This is a genomic window from Kingella sp. SNUBH-2017 (assembly GCF_028680565.1).
Classification (GTDB): Bacteria; Pseudomonadota; Gammaproteobacteria; order Burkholderiales; family Neisseriaceae; genus Kingella_D; species Kingella_D pumchi.
Genome location: NZ_JAPHVK010000001.1, coordinates 75993 through 99216, shown reverse-complemented (window position 1 = coordinate 99216; position 23224 = coordinate 75993). Strand labels below are relative to the sequence as shown.

The following is a 23224-nucleotide window of genomic DNA, read 5'->3' as shown; positions in this document are numbered from 1 at the left end:
CTTGAAATTCCATTTTATTAAAAATCATTATTAATTTTTGTTAATTATATTATTGCATTTGCAAATCATAAACCTGTCGGATTTGACGGAAATCAACTCTTGTGAAATTGGCTGTTTGGCAGTTTCAGGCAGCCTGAAACGGCGGCAAAGCTGTTTTTGTTTTCAGGCTGCTGCTAAAATGCTGTTTTTTTTGGAAAACAAAATGACCGTTGTTGCCATTGATATCGACCCGCAAAAAACCTTTACGCCCGTGTGCGCCGGCGAGTTGCCCGTGCCGTTCGGCGATGAAATCGTGGCGGAATTGAACGCCCAAGCCGCGCTGGCGGACTACCGCGCCGTCAGCAAAGACGCGCACAGCCCCGCCGCGCAATGGCTGTGCGCCAGCCATGCCGAAATTCTGCGCCCCACGGGGCTGCCCGACGCGCCCGAAAGCTGGGTGGCGCACGCGATGATTGGCAGCCGTGGGTTTGAGCTGCTGGACGGACTGCCCGATGTGCGCGGTTACGATTTTTGCGTGTGGAAAGGCATCGAACCCGATATGCACCCCTACGGCGCGTGTTACCACGACCACGCAGGGCGGCTGAGTACGGGGCTGATCGAGTGGCTGCGCGATGTGCGGGCGCAGGTGCTGGTGGTGGGCGGGCTGGCGACTGATTTCTGCGTGAAAGAGTCAGTGCTGCAACTAGCAAAGGCGGGCGGCTGGCGGGTGCTGGTCAACCGTGCCGCGTGCAGGGGCATCGCTGCGGACAGCATCGCCCGCGCGTGGGCCGAAATGGCGGCGGCGGGCACAATCCTGCTGGACGATGCGGCGGCGGTAAAAGACTATTTGGCGGCATTGGAGGCAGCCTGAAAAGCGGTTCTGCCGGTTTTCAGGCTGCCTTTACCCTACCCTGCCCGCTTTCAGGCTGCTTTCCCCACATTCCGCGCCGCGGGTTACAATCCGTCTGCCCGTCCAATCCGCAAGCGAAAACACCATGAGCGCATCGTCCCCCGCCCCCAAAACCCGCACCGTTATCAGCTTTCTCGGTACCGTGCTCGACAATGCGCGCGGTGCGGGGCGCTGGCAGAAGTGGCGGCCGAACATCGCCCTGCACCAGCAAACCGCGCAGCGTTTCGACCGGCTCGAGCTCTTTTACAGCGAAAAATTCCGCAATCTGGCCGAACTTGTCCGCAGCGATTTGGCGCAGGCCGCACCGCATCTTGCCGTTAATCTCGTGCCGCTGGAGTTGGCCAACCCCTGGGACTTCGGCGAAGTCTATACCAAGCTGCACGATTGGGCGGCCGCCTACCCTTTCGACACCGAAGCCGAAGACTATTTCACCCACATCACCACCGGCACCCACGTCGCCCAAATCTGCCTGTTTCTGCTGGTTGAAAGCCGCCGCATTCCCAGCTTTCTCCTGCAAACCGCCCCGCCCAAACGCCAGCGGCACAGCATGGAGCAGGGCGACTTCGGCACCATCGAAATCATCGACCTCGATCTCGCCCGCTACGACGCCATCGCCCGCCGCCTTGCCGCCGAAAGCGACGACGCCGTGCGCTATCTCAAAAGCGGCATCGCCACCCGCAACGCCGCCTTCAACCGCATGATCGCCGAAATCGAACAAGTCGCCCTCAATTCCCCCGCCCCCATCCTGCTTTCCGGCCCCACCGGCGCCGGCAAATCCATGCTCGCCCGCCGCATCTACGAGCTGAAAAAAGCCCGCCGCCAGCTTTCAGGCAGCTTTGTCGATGTCAACTGCGCCACCCTGCGCGGCGACGGCGCCGCTTCCGCTCTCTTTGGCCACAAAAAAGGCGCCTTCACCGGCGCCGCCGAAAAACGCGAAGGCTATCTCAAAACCGCCGACCGCGGCCTGCTCTTTCTCGACGAAATCGGCGAACTCGGCCTCGACGAACAAGCCATGCTGCTCAAAGCCATCGAAGAAAAACGCTTTTATCCCGTCGGCAGCGACCGCGAAAGCGAAAGCAGCTTCCAACTCATCGCCGGCACCAACCGCGACCTGCGCCGCGAAGCCGCCGCCGGCCGCTTCCGCGAAGACCTGCTCGCCCGCATCAACATCTGGCACTACCGCCTGCCCGCGCTCGCCGAGCGCCGCGAAGACATCGAACCCAATATCGACCACCAGCTTGCCGTCGTCTCGCAAGAACTCGGCCGCGCCACCCGCTTCAACAAAGAAGCCCGCGCCGCCTACCTTGCCTACGCCCTCTCCGAGCACGCCCCTTGGCGCGGCAACTTCCGCGACCTTGCCGCCAGCATCATGCGCCTGGCCACTCTCGCCGGCCACGGCCGCATCCAAAACGGACACGTCGCCGCCGAAATCGCCCGCCTGCAATGGCAGTGGCAGGACGGCTCGAGCGACAGCGTTTTCAGGCTGCCTGAAAACCCGTCCGATCTCGCTTTCAGGCTGCCTGCGGACAATAAAGGGCAGCCTGAAACCCCCGCCGCATGCATCCGCCGCATTCTCGAAGCCAAAGGCCGCAGCTGGGACGACATCGACCGCTTCGACCAACTCCAACTGGCCGCCGTCGCCGCCGAATGCCGCCGCCACAAAACCCTTGCAGCCGCCGGCCGCGCCCTCTACCAAGCCTCCCGCCGCAAACGCAGCACCCCCAACGACAGCGACCGCCTGCGCAAATACCTGCGCCGCTTCGGTTTGGAATGGGCGGATGTGGCGGAGTGAACGTACTGCAGCAGATCGAACCGGCAAAAAGGCAGCCTGAAAACCGTTTGGAATGGTTTTCAGGCTGCTTTTTTGTTGCTGATGCCGCAAGCGCCGCCCCGCTTTGGCGTGTACTTGTCCGCCGTCTTTCAGGCTGCCTTTCAAACCAGCCCAAGCAAAGCAGCCTGAAAACTTTTCAGGCTGCCTGGCGCGGCTATAATCCGTCTTTTCCCTACCCCTTTCCTGCCGCGCCATGTTCCATCTTTACCAATCCGACCATCTGGAAGACCTTGCCGCGCTGCTGGCGGCGGTGCGCCGTCAAAATCCGCTGCCCGATCCCTTTGCCGCCGAAGAAGTGGTAGTGCCCAGCCACGGGATGCGCCGTTTTCTCAGCCATTATCTTGCCCGCGAAACCGGCATTGCCGCCAATATGCGCTTTGTGCTGCCGGCGCAGCTGATGTGGCGTTGGCTGCGCGAGCAGGTCGGCGCGGTGCCGGAAAACGATCCGTTTGCGCCGGAAGTTATGCGCTGGCGGCTGCTGGCCTTGTTTGACCGGCCGCAGTTTGCGGCGGATGAGCGCTTTCAGGCTGCCCGCGGGGCGCTGGGCGCTTATCTGCAGCGGGGCGAGAGCGCGCGTTATGCGCTGGCCGGACAGCTGGCCGATGTGTTCGACCAGTATCTGGTTTACCGTGCCGACTGGCTGGAGACTTGGAAGCAGGGCAAAACGCTGCCTGATCTGCCCGAGAGCCAGTTGTGGCAGGCCGAATTGTGGCGCAGTCTCGACAGCGGCGCAGCCGAAGGGCGCCACCGCGCGGCTTTGTGGCACCGGCTGGCGGCGGCACTGGCGGCGGAAAAACCGCCGCACGCGCTGCCGCCGCGGCTCTTGGTGTTCGGCATTTCGTCGCTGGCGCCGGTGTATCTGCAGCTGCTGCAGCTGGCGGCGCGCCATTGCGAAGTGCATTTGTTTGCGCTCAATCCCAGCCGGCTGTATTGGGGCAAAACGGTGTCGGCGGGCGAATTGCTGTCGCGGCCGGATGCCGATTTGTCGGAGCAGGGTCATCCGCTGCTGGCGGCGCTGGGCAAGCAGGGGCGCGATTTTTTCGACGCGCTGGCCGAAGCCGATATCGGCGCCGACATCGACTCCTACGCCGAAGCGCCCGAGTCGCCCGGCCTGCTGCACACTTTGCAGTTTCACATCCAAAGCCAGATTCTGCCGCAGGACGGCCGCGCGGACTGGTTAGACAAAAACGGGCTGGCGGGCAAAGACACAAACGCCGTTATCGCGCATCTGCGCGCGGATGCCGGCATCGAAATCCACAGCGCCCACAGCCCGCTGCGCGAGTTGCAGATTCTGAAAGACCGCCTGCTGGCGCTGCTGGCGGAACATCCCGACTGGCAGCCTTACGATATCGCCGTGCTCACGCCGCATATTGAGCCTTATCTGCCCTTTATCGAAGCGGTGTTCGGCGGCAGCGCCGACGGCTGGCCGCTGCCTTATTCGGTGTCCGACGTGCGCCTGTCGCGCCGCCAGCCGCTGCTGTATGCGCTCGAATCCGCGCTGGCGCTGCTGGAGAGCCGTTTTGAAGCGGAAAAACTGCTGCCGCTGCTGGAAAGCAGCATCGTGCTCGAGCGCTTCGGTTTGAGCCGCGAAGATTTGCCGCTGCTGCACGACACGGTGGCCGGTCTCAATATCCGCTGGGGCAGCGACAGCGAAATGCGCGCCCGCTACGGCGACGCGGGCAGCCTGTTTACCTGGCAGCAGGGCATCGAGCGGCTGGCGCTGGGCTGGCTGATGCCCGATGGCGCCGGCCTGTGGCAGGGCGTCAGCCCGTGGCCGGGCAATGACGCCCATCTCGAAATGCTCGGCCGTTTCGCCGCGCTGCTGCGCCTGCTGGCCGACACCCGCCGTGAATGGGAAACGCCCGCCGCCGTGCCCGAATGGTGCCGGCGCGTGCGCAGCCTGTGCGCCGGCCTGTTCACCCCGGCCGACGACGATTTGGCCGCCGCCCAGCAGCTCGAGCAGGCGCTCGCCCAATGGCAGGAGCAAACCGAAGAAGCCGGTTTTTCAGGCTGCCTGTCGCTGCAAACCGCCGTGCTGCACCTTTCCCGCTTTCTCGGCGGCCAGAGCGAAGCCGGCTTTCTGCGCGGCGGCATCACTTTTTGCAGTATGGTGCCGATGCGCTCGCTGCCCTTTAAAGTCCTGTGCCTGCTCGGCCTGAACGACGGCGAATTTCCGCGCAACACCAAAGCCGCCGAGTTCGACCTAATCGCCCGCCGCCCGCGCGCCGGCGACCGCACCCGCCGCGACGACGACCGCTATTTGTTTCTCGAAGCCCTGCTCAGCGCCCGCGAAATGCTGTATCTGTCCTACGTCGGCCGCGACATCCGCAGCGACGAAGAACGCGCGCCGTCCACCCTGCTCAACGGCCTGACCGACTGCATCGCCGCCCTGGCCGGCATCGGCAGCACCGAGCTGGCGCAAAAATGGATCATCAGCCATCCGCTGCAGCCCTTCTCGCGCCGCTATTTCGGCGAACGCCCCCCCGTGGCCGGCACCCGCCGGGACTACGCCGACGCCCTAAACCACCCGCAGCCGCCGCCTGCCCCCTTTATCGGCAGCCTGAAAGACACCGCAGGCGAAAGCAGCCTGAAAGACGGCGAAGCGCTGCAGCAGCACCGTTTTTTGCGCTTCTGGCGCAATCCCCCGCGCGCCTGGCTGCAGCAGCAGCTCAACTGGCAGCAGCCCCATATCGGCGGCGACTGGGAGTCTGCCGAGCCTTTTGCCGCCGACCACCGCACCCTGTCCGCCGCCTATATCGACGCCCGCCGCCGGCAGCAGGATTTTGCCGACACCGCCGCCGAACTGAGCGCCCGCAGCCAGCTGCCCGCCGGCGCCATCGGCAATTTGGTGGGGCAGGACTACGCCGCCCAGGCCAAAATGCTCGACAGCTCGCTGGTTTCCGCCCGCCGCCTGCCCCCGCAAAGCGGGCGCATCGACACCGATGCCGGCAGCCTGAACTACCATCTGGGCAGCCTGTATCCGCAGGGGCAGATATTCACGCTGGCCGACTTCCCCCACGCCCGCGCCAAACTCTCCGCCACCGACCAAATCGAACTGCTGCTGCGCCACCTGATTTACAGCGCCGCCACCCCCAACGCCGGCAGCACCGTTTTTCTCACGCTGCCGCAGCCGCTGGCGCTGCCGCCGCTGGCGCAGGACGATGCCCGCGCCAACCTTGCCGGCTGGATTGCCGCCTACCGGCAGGGGCAGCACGCACCGCTGCCCTTCCTGCCCCGTCTCAATCTCGCCGCCGCCCGCAGCCTACTGAAAAAAAACGACTGGGACGCCGCCCGCGCCGAGGCCGCCGCCGTTTATCACAAAGGCTATCAGGGCTTTGCCCAAGCCGACTACCCCGAAAGCCGCCTGCTCTACGGCCGCGACGGCGACGAGCCGCCCTACCGCAGCGACGCCTTCCGACACCTGACCGAAAACCTGCTGCTGCCGCTTTCAGGCTGCCTGCAGGCGCTGGACGAAGGATAACCGGCAAAACAGCCGATTCATCAGCCCAAAGCAGCCTGAAAGTTTCAGGCTGCCGCCAATCAGCAAGGAGTGAAAAATGGTGAAATTTATTTCCGATACCAGAGATGCGCGCGAAACGCCCGTTATCGTTGCGCTTGTGCTGGCCGCGCTGTTTTTTGGCTGCGCCATGACGGTGCTGGTGTATTCCGTTCCGTTTTTTATTTTTAACGCCAGCCCCTGGCCCGGGCGTAATTTGGGGATGTTCTGGGGATGGTTCGGCTGGATGCCGGCAATGGGCGTGGCGCCTTTGTCGGCGATCTATGTCATTGTTTACTGCCTGTCCGGCGCCGGCAAAAGGAAACCGGCGCTGTGGGCTTTTGTATGCGCCACGGTGCATGTGATGCTGGTGCTGGCGCTGCTGCTGTGGCTGGTGTGCCGGGCCTTGATCTGATCGGCGGCGCGCGCTAGGTTTCACCCGCCTGCGGCATTGAGCCGCCCATGCAAAAGCAGCCTGAAAAGCGGAAAACCGGTTTTCAGGCTGCTTTTTTGGTTTTGGCAGCATCAGCCTTTGCGCTGCCGAAAAATCCAATCCAACAGCGGCGCGATGTTGTAGGCGTATTTCCAAGTGGACGTATGCCCCGACGCGCCACCGGCATTAGCTTCTGCTGCGGTTTTAAACACCGTGCCTTTGGCAAAGGCAACGAAATTCACATTGGCGTTTTGCGCGGCGATTTTGTCGAAGGCAGCCTGAAACTTATCGGCCGGCCATTGCGCGTTCCAATCGTCGGCGCGGGCGACTTTGGCACCGAAGGCGGCGAGTTTTTCGGTGATGGCGATTTCGCCCGGATAGGCTTTGGCATCGTCCTGCGACACGGTAATCCACCATTTCACGTTTTTCATCTGCGGCGTGAGCAGCGCGGGATTCCATTGGCAGGCGACAAGATAGGACGCGGCGAAAAAGTCGGGATATTTGATGTTCATGGCGATGGACATCATGCCGCCGCCCGACTGTCCGGTGGTGTACAGGCGATTGCCGTCAATCGGCAGCTTGGTTTGCAAGTGATTGATTAGGTTAATGGTGGCATCCAGATAGGGCGACGCGGTGCTGGTGTCGTCAACAATGATTTCGTCAAACTCGGGCGCAATGACAAAACACGGGTGGGCAGCCTGAAATTCGGGCGACGCCCACGCAGTCGCGCCGTTACCCTGATAGAGCGGCGCTTTGACGAGCGTGCCGGTTACGCCCGCATCGTGCATAAACAGTACCAGCGGATAGCGTTTGCCATCTTCGATATTCTTCGGCGCAAACAGGTTGTAGCGCACGGTTTTGCCCGTTTGCTTGTCGGCGTATTCGCGCTGGACGAAATCGTCGAACACTTGGTTGATCACGGCGCTGGTCTGAACGGTTTTCCCGCCAATGTTTACTTCGGCAGCGGCGGCTTTGAGCGTGGGCGCGCTGTCGCCCTTGTCGCCCGCCTTGCCCGGGCCGTTTTTGGCAGGGGCGGCGTTGGCAGGCTTGTTGGCGGGGCGGCCTTTTTTCACGGTCAGCAGTGCGCCTTCGTCATAGGGATTGAGCGCAAGTGTAACGTAATGCCCTCTCGCAGTTTCACGGCCATCTTCGCTGTTGGAAACAGTTAAGCCTGTAATGGTGCGCCCCGCTACTTTGAATTGTCCGATAGACAGTGTTTTGGCATCAACCCAGTGGCGGAAAGTCAGGCGCACGGCTACCAGCCGCATGCCGTCGCCAAACACGCGGGTAACGGCGGCGGCCAATTCGACGGCATTGTCAGACACACCGCCCAATGCGGCGCAGCCGCCGACGCTGAGTAATACGGCGGTGCCGGCAGCGGATAGGATAAATTCGCGGCGGGTGGGCATATCGGGCTCCTGTGTAGGAAAACCGAAAAAACGCGGTTTAACACGCTTTGCCCGCCGATTCAATGGCGGCGCAGCTAAAAAGCAGCCTGAAAGCCGGATAAGGGTTTTTAGCTTCGCTACGCAGGCTGCCTGTTTCACGGCAAAGGCAGCCTGAAAGCCCTTGTCCGTCCCTTTCAGGCTGCCTTGCCGCCCGCCTGCCGCAGGCGTACCATCCGCGCTTTTTTCCACTTTGAAAGATGCCGCCATGACCACCGAAACTGCCGATTCCGCCGCCGAACGCCGCCGCGGCCTGCGCTATGCGCTGGGCTGCTATGCGGTGTGGGGGCTGTTTCCGCTTTACTGGTATCCGCTCGAAGGTACGATGCCCGCCATGCAGCTGATGGCGCAGCGCGTGGCCTGGTCGGCGCTGTTTGCGCTGGCGGTGCTGCTTGGGCGGCGGCAGGGCTGCGAAGTGCTGGCGGTGCTGCGCCGTCCGCGCCTGCTGGCGGTGTTTGCCGCATCGTCGCTGCTAATCGGCGCGAACTGGCTGGTGTATCTGTGGGCGATTACCAACCGCCATGTGCTCGATGCCAGCCTGGGCTACTTTATCAACCCGCTGTGCAATGTGTTTCTCGGTTTTGTCGTGCTTAAAGAGCGGCTGAACCGCACGCAGTGGCTGGCGATTTTGCTCGCGCTGGCGGGCATTCTGTGGCTGGCGGTGCCGGCGGGGCAGGTGCCGTGGGTGTCGCTGCTGCTGGCCGCCAGTTTCAGCTGCTACGCACTGATCCGCAAACTCGCCCCCATCGGCGCGCTGCCCGGGCTGGCTTTGGAAACCTTTTTGCTGCTGCCCTTTGCCATTGCCTATCTGTGGTGGTGCGGCGCAAACGGCACGCTGGTCGGCTTTGGCAGCCTGAACGCGCTGCAAAGCGCCGTGCTGCTCGGCTCGGGCGCGGCGACCACGCTGCCGCTGTTGATGTTCGCCGCCGGTGCCAAGCGCATCCCGCTGTCGCTGCTGGGCATCCTGCAATATTTCTCGCCCACCATCCAACTGCTGCTGGGGCTGGCGCTGTTCGGCGAAACGCTCGACGGCGGCCGCCTGGCGGGCTACGCATGGGTGTGGCTGGGCGTGGCGGTGTTTCTCTTTGGCGCATGGCGCACGGCGCGCAGGGCAGCCTGAAAAAGCAAACGAAAAATCTTCCCATTTCCCGCCGCTGCCGTTTGGGCTACACTGCGCGCCTTTATTTTTCACACAAAAGGATACGCCATGACCCGCATCGCCCTGATTGTCGGCAGCCTCAACCGCCCTTCGCTCAACCGCAGCGCCGCCGAATACATCGCCGCGCAAGCGCCGACCGGCGTACAAATCGAAGAAATCGCCATATATGCCGTCATTCCCGTTCAGTCGGGAATGACGCCGTTTAGACAAAACCCGGGTATTTGCAAAGGTTTCAAACCGGCAAATCAAACCGGCAAACGCAAAACAAGCAGCCTGAAAGCGGGTTTTCCGTTTTCAGGCTGCTTTTTTTGCGGCGGCGTTAGGGTGTGTTGACAATCAGCGTTTTGGCGGTTTTTCCGCCATAAAACGGCATCTGCCGCGTTAAAAATACTCGCCTATGGGCGGCATAGGCTCGCATTTTTGCCTTGCATCTGCCATTTTCTGACGAAAAATCCGCTTCAAAAGCCGAATGTCAATACACCCTAAGGCTGTTGCACCAGCAGCTGGCGGATATCCTGCGGCGCCAGCACGCGGCGGATGTTTTCAGGCTGCCCTGCGGCCTGCACGGCGGCGGCAATCATGGCGCGGGCGAGATCGGCAACCGGCAGCGGGCGCTGGCTGCGCAAAATGCCGACGGCGTTGAGCGCGGACAAAATGCGCGCGCTCCAGATTTCGCCGGCGCGGGTGCTGCCGGGGCGCAGCAGCAGCGGCGGGCGGAAAACCAGCAGCTGCGGGAAATCCAGCGCACCGATGTCGCGCTCGAGCTCGCCTTTGAGACGGGAATAAAAGATGCGCGACTGCGCATCGGCGCCGGCGGCCGAGAGCAGCACCATCATGCGCGTGCCGTTGCTGCGGGCGGCGCGGGCGGCATCGAGTACCGCCTGATAGTCGATTTTGCGCTGCGCTTCTTGGCTGCCGGCGTCTTTGAGCGTGGTGCCCAGGCAGGAAAACAGCACGTCGCCGCGCAGTTTGTCCGTCCAGGTGTCGGGGCGGGAGAAGTCGATCAGATGCACATGCAGTTTGTCGTGGGCAAAATCGGGCGCGCGGCGGACGAAAATATGCACTTCGTCAAAGCGCTCGTCGTTCAAAAGCTGCGCCAGCAAGACTCTGCCGGTGGAGCCGGTGGCGCCGATAATGTCTGCTTTCATGTTTTGCCGTTGCGGTGGATTTCAGGCTGCCTGAAAGTTGGCAGCGGGAAACGGTAAATAGGAAAAGCCGCCTGCGGCTGCAGGCGGCTGCAATATCGGAAGTGCCGTAATTATTTGGCTTCTTCTTTAGCTTCTTCAGCTGCTTCTTTAGCGTCCTGTTTGGCTTCTTCGGCAGCTTCCTTAGCTTCTTCAGCAGCTTCTTTGGCTTCTTCAGCTTTGTCTTCGGCAGTGTCGGCTGCAGTGGCTTCGCCTTTGAGCGCTTTCAGAGACTCTTCGCACATGGCGTTGCGTTGGTCGTCAGACAAGCTGGCCATGGCGCTCTTGCTTTGTTCGAACGCTTGTTTCAACTGTTCGCGGTTGGCTTCAGGAGCAGTCTGCAGCATGTCGTTGAAAGCTTTTTCGTACTGTTCGCATACGGAACCGCCGGCAGCGGTGTCGACAGCTACGGCAGAAGCGTCGGCAGGAGCGGAAGCAGCACCGGTGTCGCCGGAATTGCCGCCGCAGGCAGCCAGAGCAAACGCAGTCAGAAGAAGGGCGGACAGTGAAGATAATTTCATATTTTTCTCGCTTTTTACTACGGGTGGTTGAACAAGGGGTGGATTGTTAGATATTTCTTTAAAAGCGTCAAGTTTTGTTTGTGCTTTTTTGGCATCAGGCAGCCTGAAAACGGTTTTCGCCGCAGTTTGCCGCAGTTGCCGTGGGTTTGCCCACCCTACTCCGACGGCAGAATCGGCGGCGCACAGCGGCGGGCAAGGCAGTATAATCGGCACTTTTCGCCGGCGCGTGCTCCAAGCCGCGCCGGCAGCCTGAAAACGGTTGCGCCGCGCCGGCGACGGCCTGATCCTTATTTTCCGATTGCGATTATGTACGAAATCCTTATCGAACCCTTTACCGAATTTTCCTTTATGCGCTACGCGCTGGCAGCGGTGGTGTTTTTAGCCTTTTCCGCCGCGCCGGTGGGCGTGTTTCTGGTGATGCGCCGCATGAGCCTGATCGGCGACGCTTTAAGCCATGCGGTGCTGCCGGGCGCGGCCGTCGGCTATATGGTGGCGGGGCTGAGCCTGCCGGCGATGGGGCTGGGCGGTTTTGCCGCCGGCATTCTGATGGCGCTGCTGGCCGGTTTGGTCAGCCGGTTTACCGAATTGAAGGAAGACGCCAATTTCGCCGCGTTTTATCTGAGCAGCCTGGCGCTGGGGGTAACGCTGGTGAGTTTGGGCAACAACAGCGTTGATCTGCTGCATCTGCTGTTTGGCTCGGTGCTGGCGATGGACTTGCTGTCACTGCGGCTGATGGGCGCGGTGGCGGCGGTGAGCATTGTGGCGCTGGCGGTGATTTTCCGGCCGCTGGTGCTCGAGAGCATCGACCCTTTGTTTCTACGCTCGGTCGGCGGCCGCGGCGGCGTGTGGCATGTGGTGTTTCTGGTGCTGGTGGTGATGAATCTGGTGGCCGGTTTTCAGGCGCTGGGCACGCTGATGTCGGTGGGACTGATGATGCTGCCGGCGATTGCCGCGCGGCTGTGGGTGCGCGGCATCGGCGCGCTGATGGCGGTGGCGGCGCTCAGCGCGCTGGTGTGCGGCTATGCCGGGCTGCTGCTGTCTTACCACCATCCAGCCAATATCCCGTCCGGCCCCACGATTATTTTGTTTTGCGGGCTGTGGTATCTGGCATCGGTGCTGTTTGGCGCGCAAAGCGGCATACTGGTGCGCCTGCTGCGCCGCCGCCACCGCACCGCCTAACCGTTTTTCCGTTTGCCCAAGGCAGCCTGAAACGCCCAAAACCGGCTTTCAGGCTGCCTTTGCTATTGGCAGCGCCTGCGCGCAGGCGTATAGTAAATCGTGTAAACGCAAAGCATTTGCCTTTGCCGGCAACCTTAAGGAGAAGTGCCATGATTGAAAAAATTTCCCCCAAAGACATCACCGTTTTGTCCAGCACCATGTTGATTCCGCTGTGGGCAAAAGCCGTGGAATACGAGCGCCCCGATGCCATCCTGCACGACAAAGAAGCCGCGCGGATGCTGGATATGATTGATTACGACTTTACCCCGTTTGCCAAAGCCAAAGCATCGCAAGTGGGCTGCTGCGGGCGGGCGCGGCTGCTTGACGAAATGGCGCAGCGGTTTATCGACGAACACCCTGATGCCGTGGTGGTGCAGCTTGGCGCAGGCTTGGACGCGCGCTACGAGCGCATGGGTCGCCCGAACGTTACCGCGTGGTACGACCTTGACCTGCCCGAAGTAATCGACGTGCGGCGGATGCTGCTGCCCGAATCGAGCAACCATTATCTGGGCGTGTCCATGTTTGACGAGAGCTGGACGGACACCGTAGCCGCGCACGGCAAACCCGTGCTGCTGGTGATTGAAGGCGTGCTGATGTATTTTGAAGAAGCGCAGGTGCAGGCGTTTTTCCAAATGGTGCAGCGCAAACTGCCCGGCACGCAGATTGTGCTGGATGCGCTGTTTAAAAAAATGGTCGGCCGCGCCCAGCAGCACGACGCGCTGCGGCAAATGGGCGAAACGCCGCCCGAATTCCGCTGGGGCGTGGGCAGTGCCGATGACGTGCTCAAACTCGCCCCCGGCAGCCGCCTGGTTGAAGAAATCGGGCTGAGCAGCATCTGCGCGCCGCGCTATCCCTTTATCCTGCGCCTGCTGCTAAAAACCCGCTGGGGACGCGAAAACCTGGATATGAGGATCATGCGGATACAGCTTTGACGGTTTGAAACCTGATACAAGGCAGCCTGAAAGCCGCAAAACGCTTTTTCAGGCTGCCTTTGCCAAAACCGGCCGGCCGGCTTAGAATGCCGGCCTTTTTATCCGACCCCGAAGGAGCAACCATGGACGACACCAATCTGGACAACGCTTTCGACAATCTCGACGACGCGCTCGACGCTTTTGACGGCATCACCGTGGAAGGTGGCTTCAACGGCGAAGACGACGATTCCTGCCCCGGCGGCGCCTGCAAAATCTAAACGCCGACCGCGCAGCACAAACCAAAAGCAGCCTGAAAATCTTTTCAGGCTGCTTTTTTGCCGCGCGCGGGGCGATGTTCAGAACAATTCGTCAATCGCATCGCCTTCCGGCTTGCGGCGGGGCGCGTCGGCGGGCGGGGTATCGTTTTGGCGCTCGAGTGCGGCAAGGCGGGCGGCGGCGCGTTCGTTGCCGCGTTCGGCGGCGCGGCGGTACCACAGCAGCGCCTGTTCGCTGTCCTGGCTGACGCCGCGCCCCTGCTCGTAGAGCACGCCGAGATTGTATTGGGCGGCGGCGTAGCCCTGGCTGGCGGCTTTGTGGTACCACAGCGCCGCCATTTTGTCGTCTTTGGGGACGTCTTTGCCCTGCCAGTAGAGATGCCCCAGCTCGTTTTGCGCTTCGGCGTCGCCCGCTTCGGCCTGGCTGCGGATGCGCTCAAACTCGGACAGCGCGCTCTGCACCGGCTGCCCCTGCTGCCATTCGCCTTTGAAGCGGAGTTTGCCGGCGGCATCGCTCAGGCTGCCCTGGCCGTGGAAATTCAGGCTTTGGGCGTCGAAACCGCCCTGATAGCGGCTGCCGTCGGCAAAGCGGCAGTCGGCGGCGGCAGCGGTAAAGCTGCCGGTGCAGCGTTCGCCGTTGGATACCGCCAGCACGCCTTCGCCGGCGGGGCTGCGGCCGGACACGCGGCCGGTGTAGCTGTTGGTGCCGGATGATAATTCGCCGATGCCGGCCGGCTCGCCGTTGGCAAAACCGCCGCTGTAGCTGCCGCCGTCGGCATAGACGATTCTGCCCTGGCCGCTGCGGATGCCGTCGGTAAAGCCGCCCTGATAGCTGCTGCCGTCGGCATAGCGGCACAGGGCGTCGCCGTTGAGCCGGTCGTTGGCAAAGCGGCCTTCGCAGACGCTGCCGTCGGCATAGGTGATTTTGCCGTGCGCCGCTTCGGCTTTGCCGTTGACGGTTTCGCCCTGATACACGCTGCCGTCGGCATAGCGCAGAACGTTGGCGGCGGGAGCGGAAGCAGCCTGAAAGGCGCCGGACGGCGTTTCAGGCTGCCTGCCGTCGCGCAGGGCGAAGAAAGCGTAAATCAGCAGCGGAATAATGATGGCGGCGCCGATAAAAATGGCGAGTATTGTGGCGACATTGCCGATGCGCACGCCGCCCCCACGGCGTGCGGCAGGCGCGGCGGAACGGGCATCGGGCGCACGGAAACAGCGCGGCGCGCGCGGCGGCTGCGGCGTCGGATAGCGTTCGGCCAGCTGGCGGCACAAAACCAGCAGATGCTCGAGTGCGGCGGCGGCATCGGCTTCGGTGTAGGGGTTGTCGCTATCTTCGTGGGCGGCGGCGTTGCCTTTGGCGCGGATAAAGTCAAAGCGCTCGCTTTTGTCCTGATAGCTGATCAAATCTTCTTTGAGCAGCACAAACAAACGGTCGGTCTGCCTGGCCAAATCCAGCTCGGGCTTGGAGCGCGGGTTGTCGCGGCTGAAAAAGGGATTGGCGATGCTGCCTTTGGCCGGCAGGCCGGTTTGGGCGAGCAGAAATTCGGTGATTTTTTCGGCGGCGGTGCGGCAGGCAGCCAGCGAAGCGCCGTAGCGCTCGGGATAGTCCGCTTCGGCTTCGCGCGCTTTTTTCGCCAGCGCGGCGGGGAAATGGGGATAACGCTCGAGAAAGGCAAAACGCGATTCGGTCATGTTTCAGGCTGCCTGTGGGACGGGTTGCTCAGTGTTTTTCAGGCTGCCTGCGAAAGAAGCGCAAAAGCAGCCTGAAAAGCGGTTTGGAAATTTTGGCGGTTTAACTGTGCACCAGCGTGCCTTCGTCTTCGCCCTGCACCACCCGTTTGAGCGCGCCGTTTTTGGCGATGGCGAACACGACGATGTTCATGCTGCGCTCGCGGCACAGGGCGAAGGCGGCGGTGTCCATCACTTTGAGTTTTTTGTTGATGGCTTCGTCGAAGGTGATGGTGGGATAGCGGGTGGCGGCGGGGTCTTTTTTCGGGTCGGCGGTATAGACGCCGTCGACATTGGTGGCTTTGAGCATCACGTCGCAGCCCATTTCGGCGGCGCGCAGGGCGGCGGCGGTGTCGGTGGTGAAAAAGGGGTTGCCGGTACCGGCGGCAAAAATCACCACTTTGCCTTCTTCCAGATACTGGATGGCTTTGGGGCGGGTGTAGGTTTCGGCAATCTGCTGCATGGACAGGGCGGACTGTACGCGGGCTTTGGTGCCGATGCTCTCGAAGGCGTCTTTGAGCGCCAGCGCGTTCATCACGGTGGCCATCATGCCCATGTAGTCGGCGGTGGCCCTGTCCATGCTTTCGGCCTGCGAAGACACGCCGCGAAAGATGTTGCCGCCGCCGACAACAATGCCGACTTCCACGCCCATATCGGCCACTTCTTTCACCTGGCGAACCATGCTCATAATGGTTTCGCGGTTGATACCGAAAGCGTCGCCGCCCATCAGGGCTTCGCCGGAGAGTTTCAACAGAATGCGTTTGTATTTGACGGTCATGGCCGTATCCCTTCCCAAAATAAAAAACGAACGGCGCGGATTATAGCGCAAACGCCGTCCGCTTTTCAGGATTTACAAGGCTTCGCAGGCAGCCTGAAAGCCCGCCCAAACCGGTTTTCAGGCTGCTTTTTGGCATGCCGGCGTTTTCAGGCTGCCTTTGCCCGCGCCCGCTTGCGGGGCTACAATACCACCCGCACAAATCCTGCCATGTTTTTTCAGGCAGCCTGAAAGCTGCCGCACATAGAAAGGAAACATCATGAGCAAGTCCGATCCAAAACCCGATCCGAAACCGGCCGCCAAGCTCGGTTTCAAACCCATCCCCGCCGCCGTGGCGGTGGCGATTGCGGTGGTCATCCTGCTGATTCCCGCGCCGGCGGGCGTCAAACCGCAGGCGTGGCAGCTCTTGGCGATGTTCGTCGGCATCATCGCGGCGATTATCGGCAAGGCAATGCCGATCGGCGCGCTCTCCATTGTCGCCATCATGCTGGTGTCGGTTACCGGCGTTACCGTCGATCTGACCGACCCGAAACTCACCACGCCCGACAAAATCACCGCCGCTGCGATGAAAGACGCGCTCTCGTCGCTGGCCGATCCGCTGATCTGGCTGATCGGGGTGTCGATTATGATTTCGCGCGGCCTGCTGAAAACGGGGCTGGGTGCGCGCATCGGCTATTACTTCATTGCCCTGTTCGGCAAGCGCACGCTGGGCATCGGCTACAGCCTGGCGCTCTCGGAGCTGATTCTGGCGCCGGTTACGCCGAGCAACACCGCGCGCGGCGGCGGCATCATCCATCCGGTGATGAAGGCGATTGCCTCCAGCTACGATTCCGATCCGGAAAAGGGCACGCAAAACCGCATGGGCAAATATCTGGCGCTGGTGAACTACCATTCCAACCCGATTTCTTCGGCGATGTTCATCACCGCCACCGCGCCCAACCCGCTGGTGGTCAACCTGATTGCCGAAACCGTGGGCAGCGAGTTCCGCCTCTCGTGGGGCACGTGGGCGTGGGCGATGCTGGTGCCCGGGCTGGTAGCCTTCGCGCTGATGCCGCTGGTGCTGTATTTCGTCTGCCCGCCCGAAATCAAGGAAACGCCCAACTCGGCGCAGTTTGCCAAAGACCGGCTGGCGGAAATGGGCAAAATGAAGCGCGACGAAAAAATCATGCTCGCCATCTTCGCCGTGCTGCTGGTGCTGTGGGCGGGGCTGCCGTCGCTGCTGCTGGGCAAGGCCTTTACCGTCAATGCCACCGCCACCGCCTTTATCGGCCTGTCGCTGCTGCTGCTCTCGGGTGTGCTCACTTGGGACGACGTGCTCAAAGAAAAAGGCGCGTGGGACACCGTCATCTGGTTCTCCGCGCTGGTGATGATGGCCGGTTATCTCAACAAACTCGGTCTGATCAAATGGTTCTCCGGTGTGCTGGAAAGCGGCATCGGCCACATGGGTTTGAGCGGCATCACCGTGGCCGTGCTGCTGACGCTGGCCTATCTTTACAGCCACTATATTTTTGCCAGCACCACCGCCCATATCACCGCCATGTTTGCCGCCTTCCTCACCGCCGGTATCACCCTGCACGCCCCGCCGATGCTGATGGCGCTGATGATGGCCGCCGCGTCCAGCATTATGATGACGCTCACCCACTACGCCACCGGCACTTCGCCCGTGATTTTCGGCTCCGGCTACACCACGCTGGGCGAATGGTGGAAAGCCGGCTTTGTGATGAGCGTGGTCAATATTCTCGTCTTCGGCATCGTCGGCGCCCTGTGGTGGAAATCGCTGGGCTATTGGTAACACGCCTGTCGGCAAACAGATTTAAAGCAGCCTGAAAACGCTGCTGCCGATGCAAGACAAAGCGGCCTGAAAGCGGGAAAACCGTTTTCAGGCTGCCTTTGTTCGGGCGTCGCAAAAGCAGCCTGCGTAGCGCAGCGAAGTTGCGAAGCTAAAAACATGCAGCCAAACCAAAAGGCAGCCTGAAAACCGTTTGACTGGTTTTCAGGCTGCCTTTTTCACTTCGATACGCCCTATTCCGGCCGCATCTGCGGAAACAAAATCACATCGCGGATGGTTTGCGTATCGGTCAGCAGCATCACCAAGCGGTCGATGCCGATGCCGCAGCCGCCGGTGGGGGGCAGGCCGTATTCCATGGCGCGGATGTAGTCGGCGTCGTAGTGCATGGCTTCGTCGTCGCCTGCGTCTTTTTGCGCCACTTGCGCTTTGAAGCGGGCGGCTTGGTCTTCGGGGTCGTTCAATTCCGAATAGCCGTTTGCCAGCTCGCGCCCGACGACGAACAATTCAAAGCGCTCGGTTAAGCCTTGCTTGCTGTCGGATGCGCGCGCCAAGGGCGATACTTCCACGGGGTAATCGACGATAAAGGTGGGGTTCCACAATTTGCTCTCGGCGCAGCCTTCAAACAGCGCCAGTTGCAGGCTGCCCAGCCCTGCGGCGTGCGGCAGGCTTTCGCCGTGTTTCACAATTTCTTTTTTCAGCCATTCGGCATCGTTCAGCTGCTCGTCGGTGTAGTGCGGGTTGTATTTTTTGATCGCTTGCAGGATGGTCAGGCGCTCAAACGGGCTTTCCAGATCGACTTCTTTGCCGTTGTATTGGATTTTCAGGCTGCCTGAAACGCTGCGGCAGGCGGCGCGGATGGTGTCTTCCGCCATCTGCATCATGCGGTTGTAGTCGCAAAAGGCTTCGTAGAACTCAATCATGGTGAATTCGGGATTGTGGCGCACCGACATGCCTTCGTTGCGGAAGCTGCGGTTGATTTCAAACACGCGCTCCAAGCCGCCGACCACCAGCCGTTTCAAATACAACTCGGGGGCGATGCGCAGATACAGCGGGATGTCCAGCGCATTGTGGTGGGTAACGAAGGGCTTGGCCGTTGCACCGCCGGGGATGGGGTGCATCATCGGCGTTTCCACTTCAAGATATTGTTCGGAAACCATAAAATTGCGCACGGCTTGGATGATTTTGCTGCGCTTGATAAACACGTCGCGGCTGTCGGCGTTGGCGATTAAGTCCACATAACGCTGGCGGTATTTGGTTTCCTGATCGCTCAAACCTTTGTGTTTGTCGGGCAGCGGACGCAGCGATTTGCTCAGCAGGCAGATTTGCGACACGCGCACGGTGAGCTCGCCGTGGTTGGTTTTGAAGAGCGTACCTTCCGCGCCGACGATGTCGCCCATGTCCCAATGGTTGAACGCGTCCAGCGTTTCTTGGCTCACGCCTTTGTTGTTGAGATAAAGCTGGATTTGTCCGGTGGCATCCTGCACGGTGGCGAAGCTGGCTTTGCCCATTTGGCGTTTGAGCATCATACGTCCGGCGATTTTCACGGGTACGGCTTGCGGGTCCAGCTCTTCTTTGCTCATTTCGCCATATCGCGCGTGCAAATCGGCGGCAAACGCGTCGCGGCGGAAATCGTTGGGAAAGGCGATGCCTTGCTTGCGGATTTCGTTGAGTTTTTCGCGGCGGATGGCGATGATTTGGTTTTCGTCGATTTGCGGCTCTTCGGCGGGAATCTGGTGGTCGGTCATGGGGACTTCTCGGCAGGGAAAAAGCGCGCATTTTACGCGCCCCGCCCGCTTTTTTAAAGCCGCGCCCGACAGGCAGCCTGAAAAACGGTCCGGCGGTTTTCAGGCTGCCTTGCCGCAGGGAAAACGCTAGGGAAAACCCTGCTTTTCCGCTACAATCCGCGCTTTTCAGGCAGCCTGAAACACCGCAAATCCTTTTCAGGCTGCCCTTTCACACGAAAAACACATTATGCTAAACCTCTACAACACCCTCACCCGCCAAAAAGAACCCTTCGCCCCCATCAACCCCGAAAACGTGCGCATGTACGTGTGCGGCATGACGGTTTACGACTACTGCCATCTCGGCCATGCCCGCGTGATGGTGGTGTTTGACATGATTGCCCGCTGGCTGCGCGAGTGCGGCTATCCGCTCACTTATGTGCGCAACATCACCGACATCGACGACAAAATCATCGCCCGCGCGGCGGAAAACGGCGAAACCATCGGCGATTTGACCGCCCGCTTTATCGCGGCGATGCACGAAGATGCCGACGCGCTGGGCGTACTGCGCCCCGATCTCGAACCGAAAGCCACCGAAAACATCGCCGAGATGATTGCAATGATTGAAAGCCTGATTGCACGCGGCAAAGCCTATCCGGCGGCCAACGGCGACGTGTATTACGCCGTGCGCGAGTTTGCCGCCTACGGCCAGCTTTCGGGCAAATCACTCGATGATCTGCGTGCGGGCGAGCGCGTGGAAGTGGACGGTTTCAAACGCGACCCGCTCGATTTTGTTTTGTGGAAAGCCGCCAAAGCGGGCGAACCGGCGTGGGACAGCCCGTGGGGGCAAGGCCGCCCGGGTTGGCACATCGAATGTTCGGCGATGAGCGAAAAACTGTTCGGCGACACATTTGATATTCACGGCGGCGGCGCGGATTTGCAGTTTCCCCACCATGAAAACGAAATCGCCCAAAGCGTCGGCGCCAGCGGCCATGCCTGCGGCCACGGCCATGCAGTAACGCACCACGGCAAACCCGTGGCCAGCCATGTGAAATACTGGCTGCACAACGGCTTTATCCGAGTGGACGGCGAGAAAATGTCCAAATCGCTGGGCAACTTCTTCACCATCCGCGACGTGTTGAAACAATACGACCCAGAAGTCGTGCGCTTTTTCATCCTGCGCGCCCACTACCGCAGCCCGCTGAACTATTCCGACGCGCATCTGGACGACGCCAAAAACGCGCTCACCCGCCTGTATAACACCCTGGCCAACGTGCCGCCCGCCGCTTTTCAGGCTGCCTGCGATGCCAACGGCTACACCCGCCGTTTTTACGACGCGATGAACGACGATTTCGGCACCGTCGAAGCAATGGCGGTATTGTTCGAGCTGGCCGGCGAAGCCAACAAAACCCAGTCCGCCGAACTTTCAGGCTGCCTGAAAGCGCTGGCTGCCACCATCGGGCTGCTGCAGCGCGACCCGACCGAGTTCCTGCACGGCGGCGCCCCCGCCGGCGGCCTGTCCAACGAAGAAATCGAAGAGCTGATCGCCCGGCGCCGCCAAGCCCGCGCCGACAAAAACTGGGCGGAATCCGACCGCATCCGCGACCTGCTCGCCGCCGAAAACATCACCCTGCGCGACGGCGCCGACGGCACCAGCTGGACGCGCGGTTAAACTGGCCCAAAGCAGCCTGAAAACGCAAAACGGCTGTAATCCATCAAAAAGGCAGCCTGAAAACGAAAAATCCGTTTTCAGGCTGCCTTTTTGTTTTGCCGCCACCGCGCCGTGCGGTTTAAAAATGAAACAGCACCAGGCTGAGCGCAATCACGCCCATGCCGGAAGTGAGACCGTACACGGTTTCGTGGCCGTCGGAATAGCGTTTGGCGGCGGGCAGAAGCTCGTCGAGCGCGAGAAACACCATCACACCGGCGATGATGCCGAAGACGGCACCAAACACGGCGGGCGACAGAAAGGGTTTGAGAAAGACATAGCCCAGCACCGCGCCCAGCGGTTCGGCCAGGCCGGAAATCAGGCAGGCAAGCACGGTTTTGCGGCGGCTGCGGGTGGCGTAGTACACCGGCGCGGCAATTGAGATGCCTTCAGGGATGTTGTGGATAGCAATGGCCAGCGCCAGCGGCATGCCGACGGCAGGGTTTTCCAGCGTGGCAAAAAAGGTAGCCAGCCCTTCTGGGAAGTTATGCGCGGTAATGGCAACGGCGGCCATCATGCCGACGCGGACAATATGGCGGCGTTTGTTTTCGCGAAAGGCGGGATCATTGGGATCGAGCGTTTCGTGGGGGTTGGGAATCACGCGGTCGATAAAGGCGATGGCAGCCAGGCCGGCGAGAAAGGCCAGCGTGGCGGCGGCAAACCCGCGGCTGGCGCCGTAGGCCTGGGTAAAGGCTTCGGACGATTTGCCGAGAATTTCGGTAAGCGACACATACACCATCGCGCCGCCGGCAAAAGCCAGGCCGAAAGAGAGAATGCGCGGGTTGGGGGTTTTGGAAAAAATCACCAGCGCGCTACCGAGCACGGTAAACAGTCCGGCAGCGGCGGCAATGGCAAAGGCAACGGTAAGATTGGACAGAGTATAGGCGGTCATGGCGCGGCGTTAGGGAAACTGGAAAGCCTGCATCTTATTGCCAATAAGAATGCTTATCAACAATAAGGGCGATAGCCCCGGCGTTTTCAGGCTGCCTGAAACCTTTGCCCTAAGCATGTAGGTCGGATTCTCGAATCCGACGGCCGGCCGTAAGGGCGGCATTGTGGCATTCATACAGAAACGGAAAATGTCGGATACAAGTATCCGACCTACGCGGCTTTTGTTAATAAAGGCAAAACCTGCCGCTAGAATTGTAAGTCTAGGCTCGGATGATTGATAATGCGTTCGGCCGGGGCGGCAAACCGCCGCAGGCAGGTTTGCCGCCCCAGCCCCGCTGTGCAGCCCCGCTGTGCAGCCCCGCTGTGCAGCCCCGCTGTGCAGCCCTTTTTTTCGGGCTTTTGCAGCATCGTTCAATCCCCATTCCAAGGAGACCGAATTATGCAGAAAACCCTACTCGCCCTTGCCATCCTTTCCTTCGCCGCCGCCGCATCCGCCGCGCCCGATTCCCAAGAAACCCCGCTGCACCCGATTAAAGACGGGCGCTATACCGTTACCACCGGCTACGAGCATGACAACGAAAAAGGCAACGGTGGCTTCAAAGCCAGTGGTGATGGCTTTACCCTGCGCGGCCGCGCTGATATCCCGCTGGCGCAACAGCACGCCATCCGTGCCGAAATGGGCTATGCCTACCGAAACTACGATTCTAAAGAGGACGGCCTAACCCAGGTGGACGGCGGCAAGGTCGATGAAATCGACCTATATGCCGGCTACCTGTATTCCCCGTCCGGCTTCAAGCAGGGAGGCCTGCGTGTGGGCGGCGGCTTGGGCTATAGCTATGGTAGCAACAAAGCCCGTGCACACCGCACCGTGCACAACCCGAATCAAGTGGACGGCACAGTCAGCACTCTGTATTTGAAGGCGCAGGTGGAATACGAGCAGGACTTGGGCGGCGGCTGGAGCATCACCCCGTGGGGCGAAGCGCAGGTCAGCCTGCGTAAGAGAACTGAAACCAAATGGTCGCAGGCTTTTGCCGTACCCGATGAAACGCACAACAAGAGCAGCAGCTACGGCATTGGCTTGGGCGTGGACGCGCAGAAGCAGTTTACCCCGAATCTGGCACTGACCTTCGGCCCCTACTACCGATACGCGCATTTCAAAATCCGCGCCCGCGACCATGCCGGCATGCATTTTGATTCGATCAGCGATCGCACACACAGCTTCGGCATCCGCGCCGGCCTGCGCTTTTAAACCG

19 protein-coding genes are annotated in these 23224 nt (G+C 61.0%); 12 read left to right on the top strand and 7 right to left on the bottom strand.

Going from position 1 to position 23224, the window contains the following annotated elements:
• The first annotated feature begins 202 nt into the window (after positions 1-202).
• From OP500_RS00445 to OP500_RS00430, 4 genes are all read left to right on the top strand, one after another.
• Positions 203-850 (top strand): isochorismatase family protein, encoded by a 648-nt coding sequence (locus tag OP500_RS00445; RefSeq protein ID WP_238748333.1) that lies wholly within the window; start codon positions 203-205, stop codon positions 848-850.
• Between the two features lie 124 nt (positions 851-974).
• Complete coding sequence (gene rtcR / locus OP500_RS00440) at positions 975-2681, top strand: RNA repair transcriptional activator RtcR (protein WP_238748334.1); 1707 nt, start codon at positions 975-977, stop codon at positions 2679-2681.
• Positions 2682-2913: 232 nt separating this feature from the next.
• On the top strand, positions 2914-6201 hold the full coding sequence (recC, locus tag OP500_RS00435; RefSeq protein ID WP_238748335.1) for an exodeoxyribonuclease V subunit gamma: 3288 nt from the start codon (positions 2914-2916) through the stop codon (positions 6199-6201).
• Between the two features lie 76 nt (positions 6202-6277).
• A complete protein-coding gene (locus OP500_RS00430; RefSeq protein WP_238748336.1) occupies positions 6278-6631 on the top strand; it encodes a hypothetical protein in 354 nt (117 codons plus the stop codon).
• Between the two features lie 110 nt (positions 6632-6741).
• On the opposite strand, the gene OP500_RS00425 is transcribed toward OP500_RS00430, so the two are convergent.
• Complete coding sequence (locus tag OP500_RS00425; protein WP_274069872.1) at positions 6742-8058, bottom strand: Tat pathway signal protein; 1317 nt, start codon at positions 8056-8058, stop codon at positions 6742-6744.
• 244 nt (positions 8059-8302) lie between these two features.
• On the opposite strand from OP500_RS00425, the gene rarD reads away from it, so the two are divergent.
• A complete protein-coding gene (gene rarD, locus OP500_RS00420; protein WP_274069871.1) occupies positions 8303-9214 on the top strand; it encodes an EamA family transporter RarD in 912 nt (303 codons plus the stop codon).
• 87 nt (positions 9215-9301) lie between these two features.
• A complete protein-coding gene (locus tag OP500_RS00415; RefSeq protein WP_274069870.1) occupies positions 9302-9586 on the top strand; it encodes an NAD(P)H-dependent oxidoreductase in 285 nt (94 codons plus the stop codon).
• Positions 9587-9735: 149 nt separating this feature from the next.
• Here OP500_RS00415 and OP500_RS00410 read toward each other — a convergent pair whose 3' ends face one another.
• The gene (locus OP500_RS00410; RefSeq protein ID WP_274069869.1) at positions 9736-10401 is read right to left on the bottom strand and encodes an NAD(P)H-binding protein; all 666 of its coding nucleotides are present in this window, start codon (positions 10399-10401) and stop codon (positions 9736-9738) included.
• Positions 10402-10511: 110 nt separating this feature from the next.
• Complete coding sequence (locus OP500_RS00405; protein ID WP_274069868.1) at positions 10512-11171, bottom strand: DUF5339 family protein; 660 nt, start codon at positions 11169-11171, stop codon at positions 10512-10514.
• A 93-nt stretch (positions 11172-11264) separates the two neighbouring features.
• Between OP500_RS00405 and OP500_RS00400 the strand changes: the two genes are divergently transcribed.
• The 3 genes from OP500_RS00400 (at position 11265) to OP500_RS00390 (ending at position 13365) form a co-directional block, all read left to right on the top strand.
• Positions 11265-12137 carry a metal ABC transporter permease gene (locus OP500_RS00400; protein ID WP_274069867.1) on the top strand — a complete coding sequence of 291 codons (873 nt, stop codon included), beginning with the start codon at positions 11265-11267 and terminating at the stop codon, positions 12135-12137.
• A gap of 149 nt (positions 12138-12286) precedes the next feature.
• Positions 12287-13108 carry a class I SAM-dependent methyltransferase gene (locus OP500_RS00395; protein WP_238748344.1) on the top strand — a complete coding sequence of 274 codons (822 nt, stop codon included), beginning with the start codon at positions 12287-12289 and terminating at the stop codon, positions 13106-13108.
• A 122-nt stretch (positions 13109-13230) separates the two neighbouring features.
• A complete protein-coding gene (locus tag OP500_RS00390) occupies positions 13231-13365 on the top strand; it encodes a hypothetical protein (protein ID WP_255778742.1) in 135 nt (44 codons plus the stop codon).
• Between the two features lie 78 nt (positions 13366-13443).
• Here the strand turns inward: OP500_RS00390 and OP500_RS00385 are convergent, their stop codons facing one another.
• Together OP500_RS00385 and pyrH are read right to left on the bottom strand one after the other, a co-directional pair.
• Positions 13444-15051 carry a hypothetical protein gene (locus OP500_RS00385; RefSeq protein ID WP_274069866.1) on the bottom strand — a complete coding sequence of 536 codons (1608 nt, stop codon included), beginning with the start codon at positions 15049-15051 and terminating at the stop codon, positions 13444-13446.
• Positions 15052-15151: 100 nt separating this feature from the next.
• Positions 15152-15865 carry a UMP kinase gene (gene pyrH, locus OP500_RS00380; protein WP_238748346.1) on the bottom strand — a complete coding sequence of 238 codons (714 nt, stop codon included), beginning with the start codon at positions 15863-15865 and terminating at the stop codon, positions 15152-15154.
• A gap of 256 nt (positions 15866-16121) precedes the next feature.
• On the opposite strand from pyrH, the gene OP500_RS00375 reads away from it, so the two are divergent.
• The gene (locus tag OP500_RS00375; protein WP_238748347.1) at positions 16122-17654 is read left to right on the top strand and encodes a DASS family sodium-coupled anion symporter; all 1533 of its coding nucleotides are present in this window, start codon (positions 16122-16124) and stop codon (positions 17652-17654) included.
• 230 nt (positions 17655-17884) lie between these two features.
• Here the strand turns inward: OP500_RS00375 and lysS are convergent, their stop codons facing one another.
• A complete protein-coding gene (gene lysS, locus OP500_RS00370; RefSeq protein ID WP_274069865.1) occupies positions 17885-19396 on the bottom strand; it encodes a lysine--tRNA ligase in 1512 nt (503 codons plus the stop codon).
• A gap of 226 nt (positions 19397-19622) precedes the next feature.
• On the opposite strand from lysS, the gene cysS reads away from it, so the two are divergent.
• Positions 19623-21044: a cysteine--tRNA ligase gene (gene cysS / locus OP500_RS00365; protein ID WP_274069864.1), complete on the top strand. Its 1422-nt coding sequence runs from the start codon at positions 19623-19625 to the stop codon at positions 21042-21044.
• A 118-nt stretch (positions 21045-21162) separates the two neighbouring features.
• On the opposite strand, the gene zupT is transcribed toward cysS, so the two are convergent.
• Complete coding sequence (gene zupT, locus OP500_RS00360) at positions 21163-21972, bottom strand: zinc transporter ZupT (protein ID WP_274069863.1); 810 nt, start codon at positions 21970-21972, stop codon at positions 21163-21165.
• Positions 21973-22410: 438 nt separating this feature from the next.
• On the opposite strand from zupT, the gene OP500_RS00355 reads away from it, so the two are divergent.
• Positions 22411-23220 carry an autotransporter outer membrane beta-barrel domain-containing protein gene (locus OP500_RS00355; RefSeq protein WP_274069862.1) on the top strand — a complete coding sequence of 270 codons (810 nt, stop codon included), beginning with the start codon at positions 22411-22413 and terminating at the stop codon, positions 23218-23220.
• Positions 23221-23224 lie beyond the last annotated feature (4 nt).

Excerpts from the sequence above, each read along its gene's own strand:
- OP500_RS00375 (WP_238748347.1), top strand. The coding sequence starts at position 16,122 with ATGAGCAAGTCCGATCCAAAACCCGATCCGAAACCGGCCGCCAAGCTC.
- OP500_RS00410 (WP_274069869.1), bottom strand. The coding sequence starts at position 10,401 with ATGAAAGCAGACATTATCGGCGCCACCGGCTCCACCGGCAGAGTCTTG.
- rarD (WP_274069871.1), top strand. The coding sequence starts at position 8,303 with ATGACCACCGAAACTGCCGATTCCGCCGCCGAACGCCGCCGCGGCCTG.
- OP500_RS00415 (WP_274069870.1), top strand. The coding sequence starts at position 9,302 with ATGACCCGCATCGCCCTGATTGTCGGCAGCCTCAACCGCCCTTCGCTC.
- OP500_RS00395 (WP_238748344.1), top strand. The coding sequence starts at position 12,287 with ATGATTGAAAAAATTTCCCCCAAAGACATCACCGTTTTGTCCAGCACC.
- cysS (WP_274069864.1), top strand. The coding sequence starts at position 19,623 with ATGCTAAACCTCTACAACACCCTCACCCGCCAAAAAGAACCCTTCGCC.
- OP500_RS00430 (WP_238748336.1), top strand. The coding sequence starts at position 6,278 with ATGGTGAAATTTATTTCCGATACCAGAGATGCGCGCGAAACGCCCGTT.
- pyrH (WP_238748346.1), bottom strand. The coding sequence starts at position 15,865 with ATGACCGTCAAATACAAACGCATTCTGTTGAAACTCTCCGGCGAAGCC.
- recC (WP_238748335.1), top strand. The coding sequence starts at position 2,914 with ATGTTCCATCTTTACCAATCCGACCATCTGGAAGACCTTGCCGCGCTG.
- OP500_RS00400 (WP_274069867.1), top strand. The coding sequence starts at position 11,265 with ATGTACGAAATCCTTATCGAACCCTTTACCGAATTTTCCTTTATGCGC.
- lysS (WP_274069865.1), bottom strand. The coding sequence starts at position 19,396 with ATGACCGACCACCAGATTCCCGCCGAAGAGCCGCAAATCGACGAAAAC.
- OP500_RS00355 (WP_274069862.1), top strand. The coding sequence starts at position 22,411 with ATGCAGAAAACCCTACTCGCCCTTGCCATCCTTTCCTTCGCCGCCGCC.
- OP500_RS00445 (WP_238748333.1), top strand. The coding sequence starts at position 203 with ATGACCGTTGTTGCCATTGATATCGACCCGCAAAAAACCTTTACGCCC.
- OP500_RS00425 (WP_274069872.1), bottom strand. The coding sequence starts at position 8,058 with ATGCCCACCCGCCGCGAATTTATCCTATCCGCTGCCGGCACCGCCGTA.
- OP500_RS00385 (WP_274069866.1), bottom strand. The coding sequence starts at position 15,051 with ATGACCGAATCGCGTTTTGCCTTTCTCGAGCGTTATCCCCATTTCCCC.
- OP500_RS00390 (WP_255778742.1), top strand. The coding sequence starts at position 13,231 with ATGGACGACACCAATCTGGACAACGCTTTCGACAATCTCGACGACGCG.
- zupT (WP_274069863.1), bottom strand. The coding sequence starts at position 21,972 with ATGACCGCCTATACTCTGTCCAATCTTACCGTTGCCTTTGCCATTGCC.
- rtcR (WP_238748334.1), top strand. The coding sequence starts at position 975 with ATGAGCGCATCGTCCCCCGCCCCCAAAACCCGCACCGTTATCAGCTTT.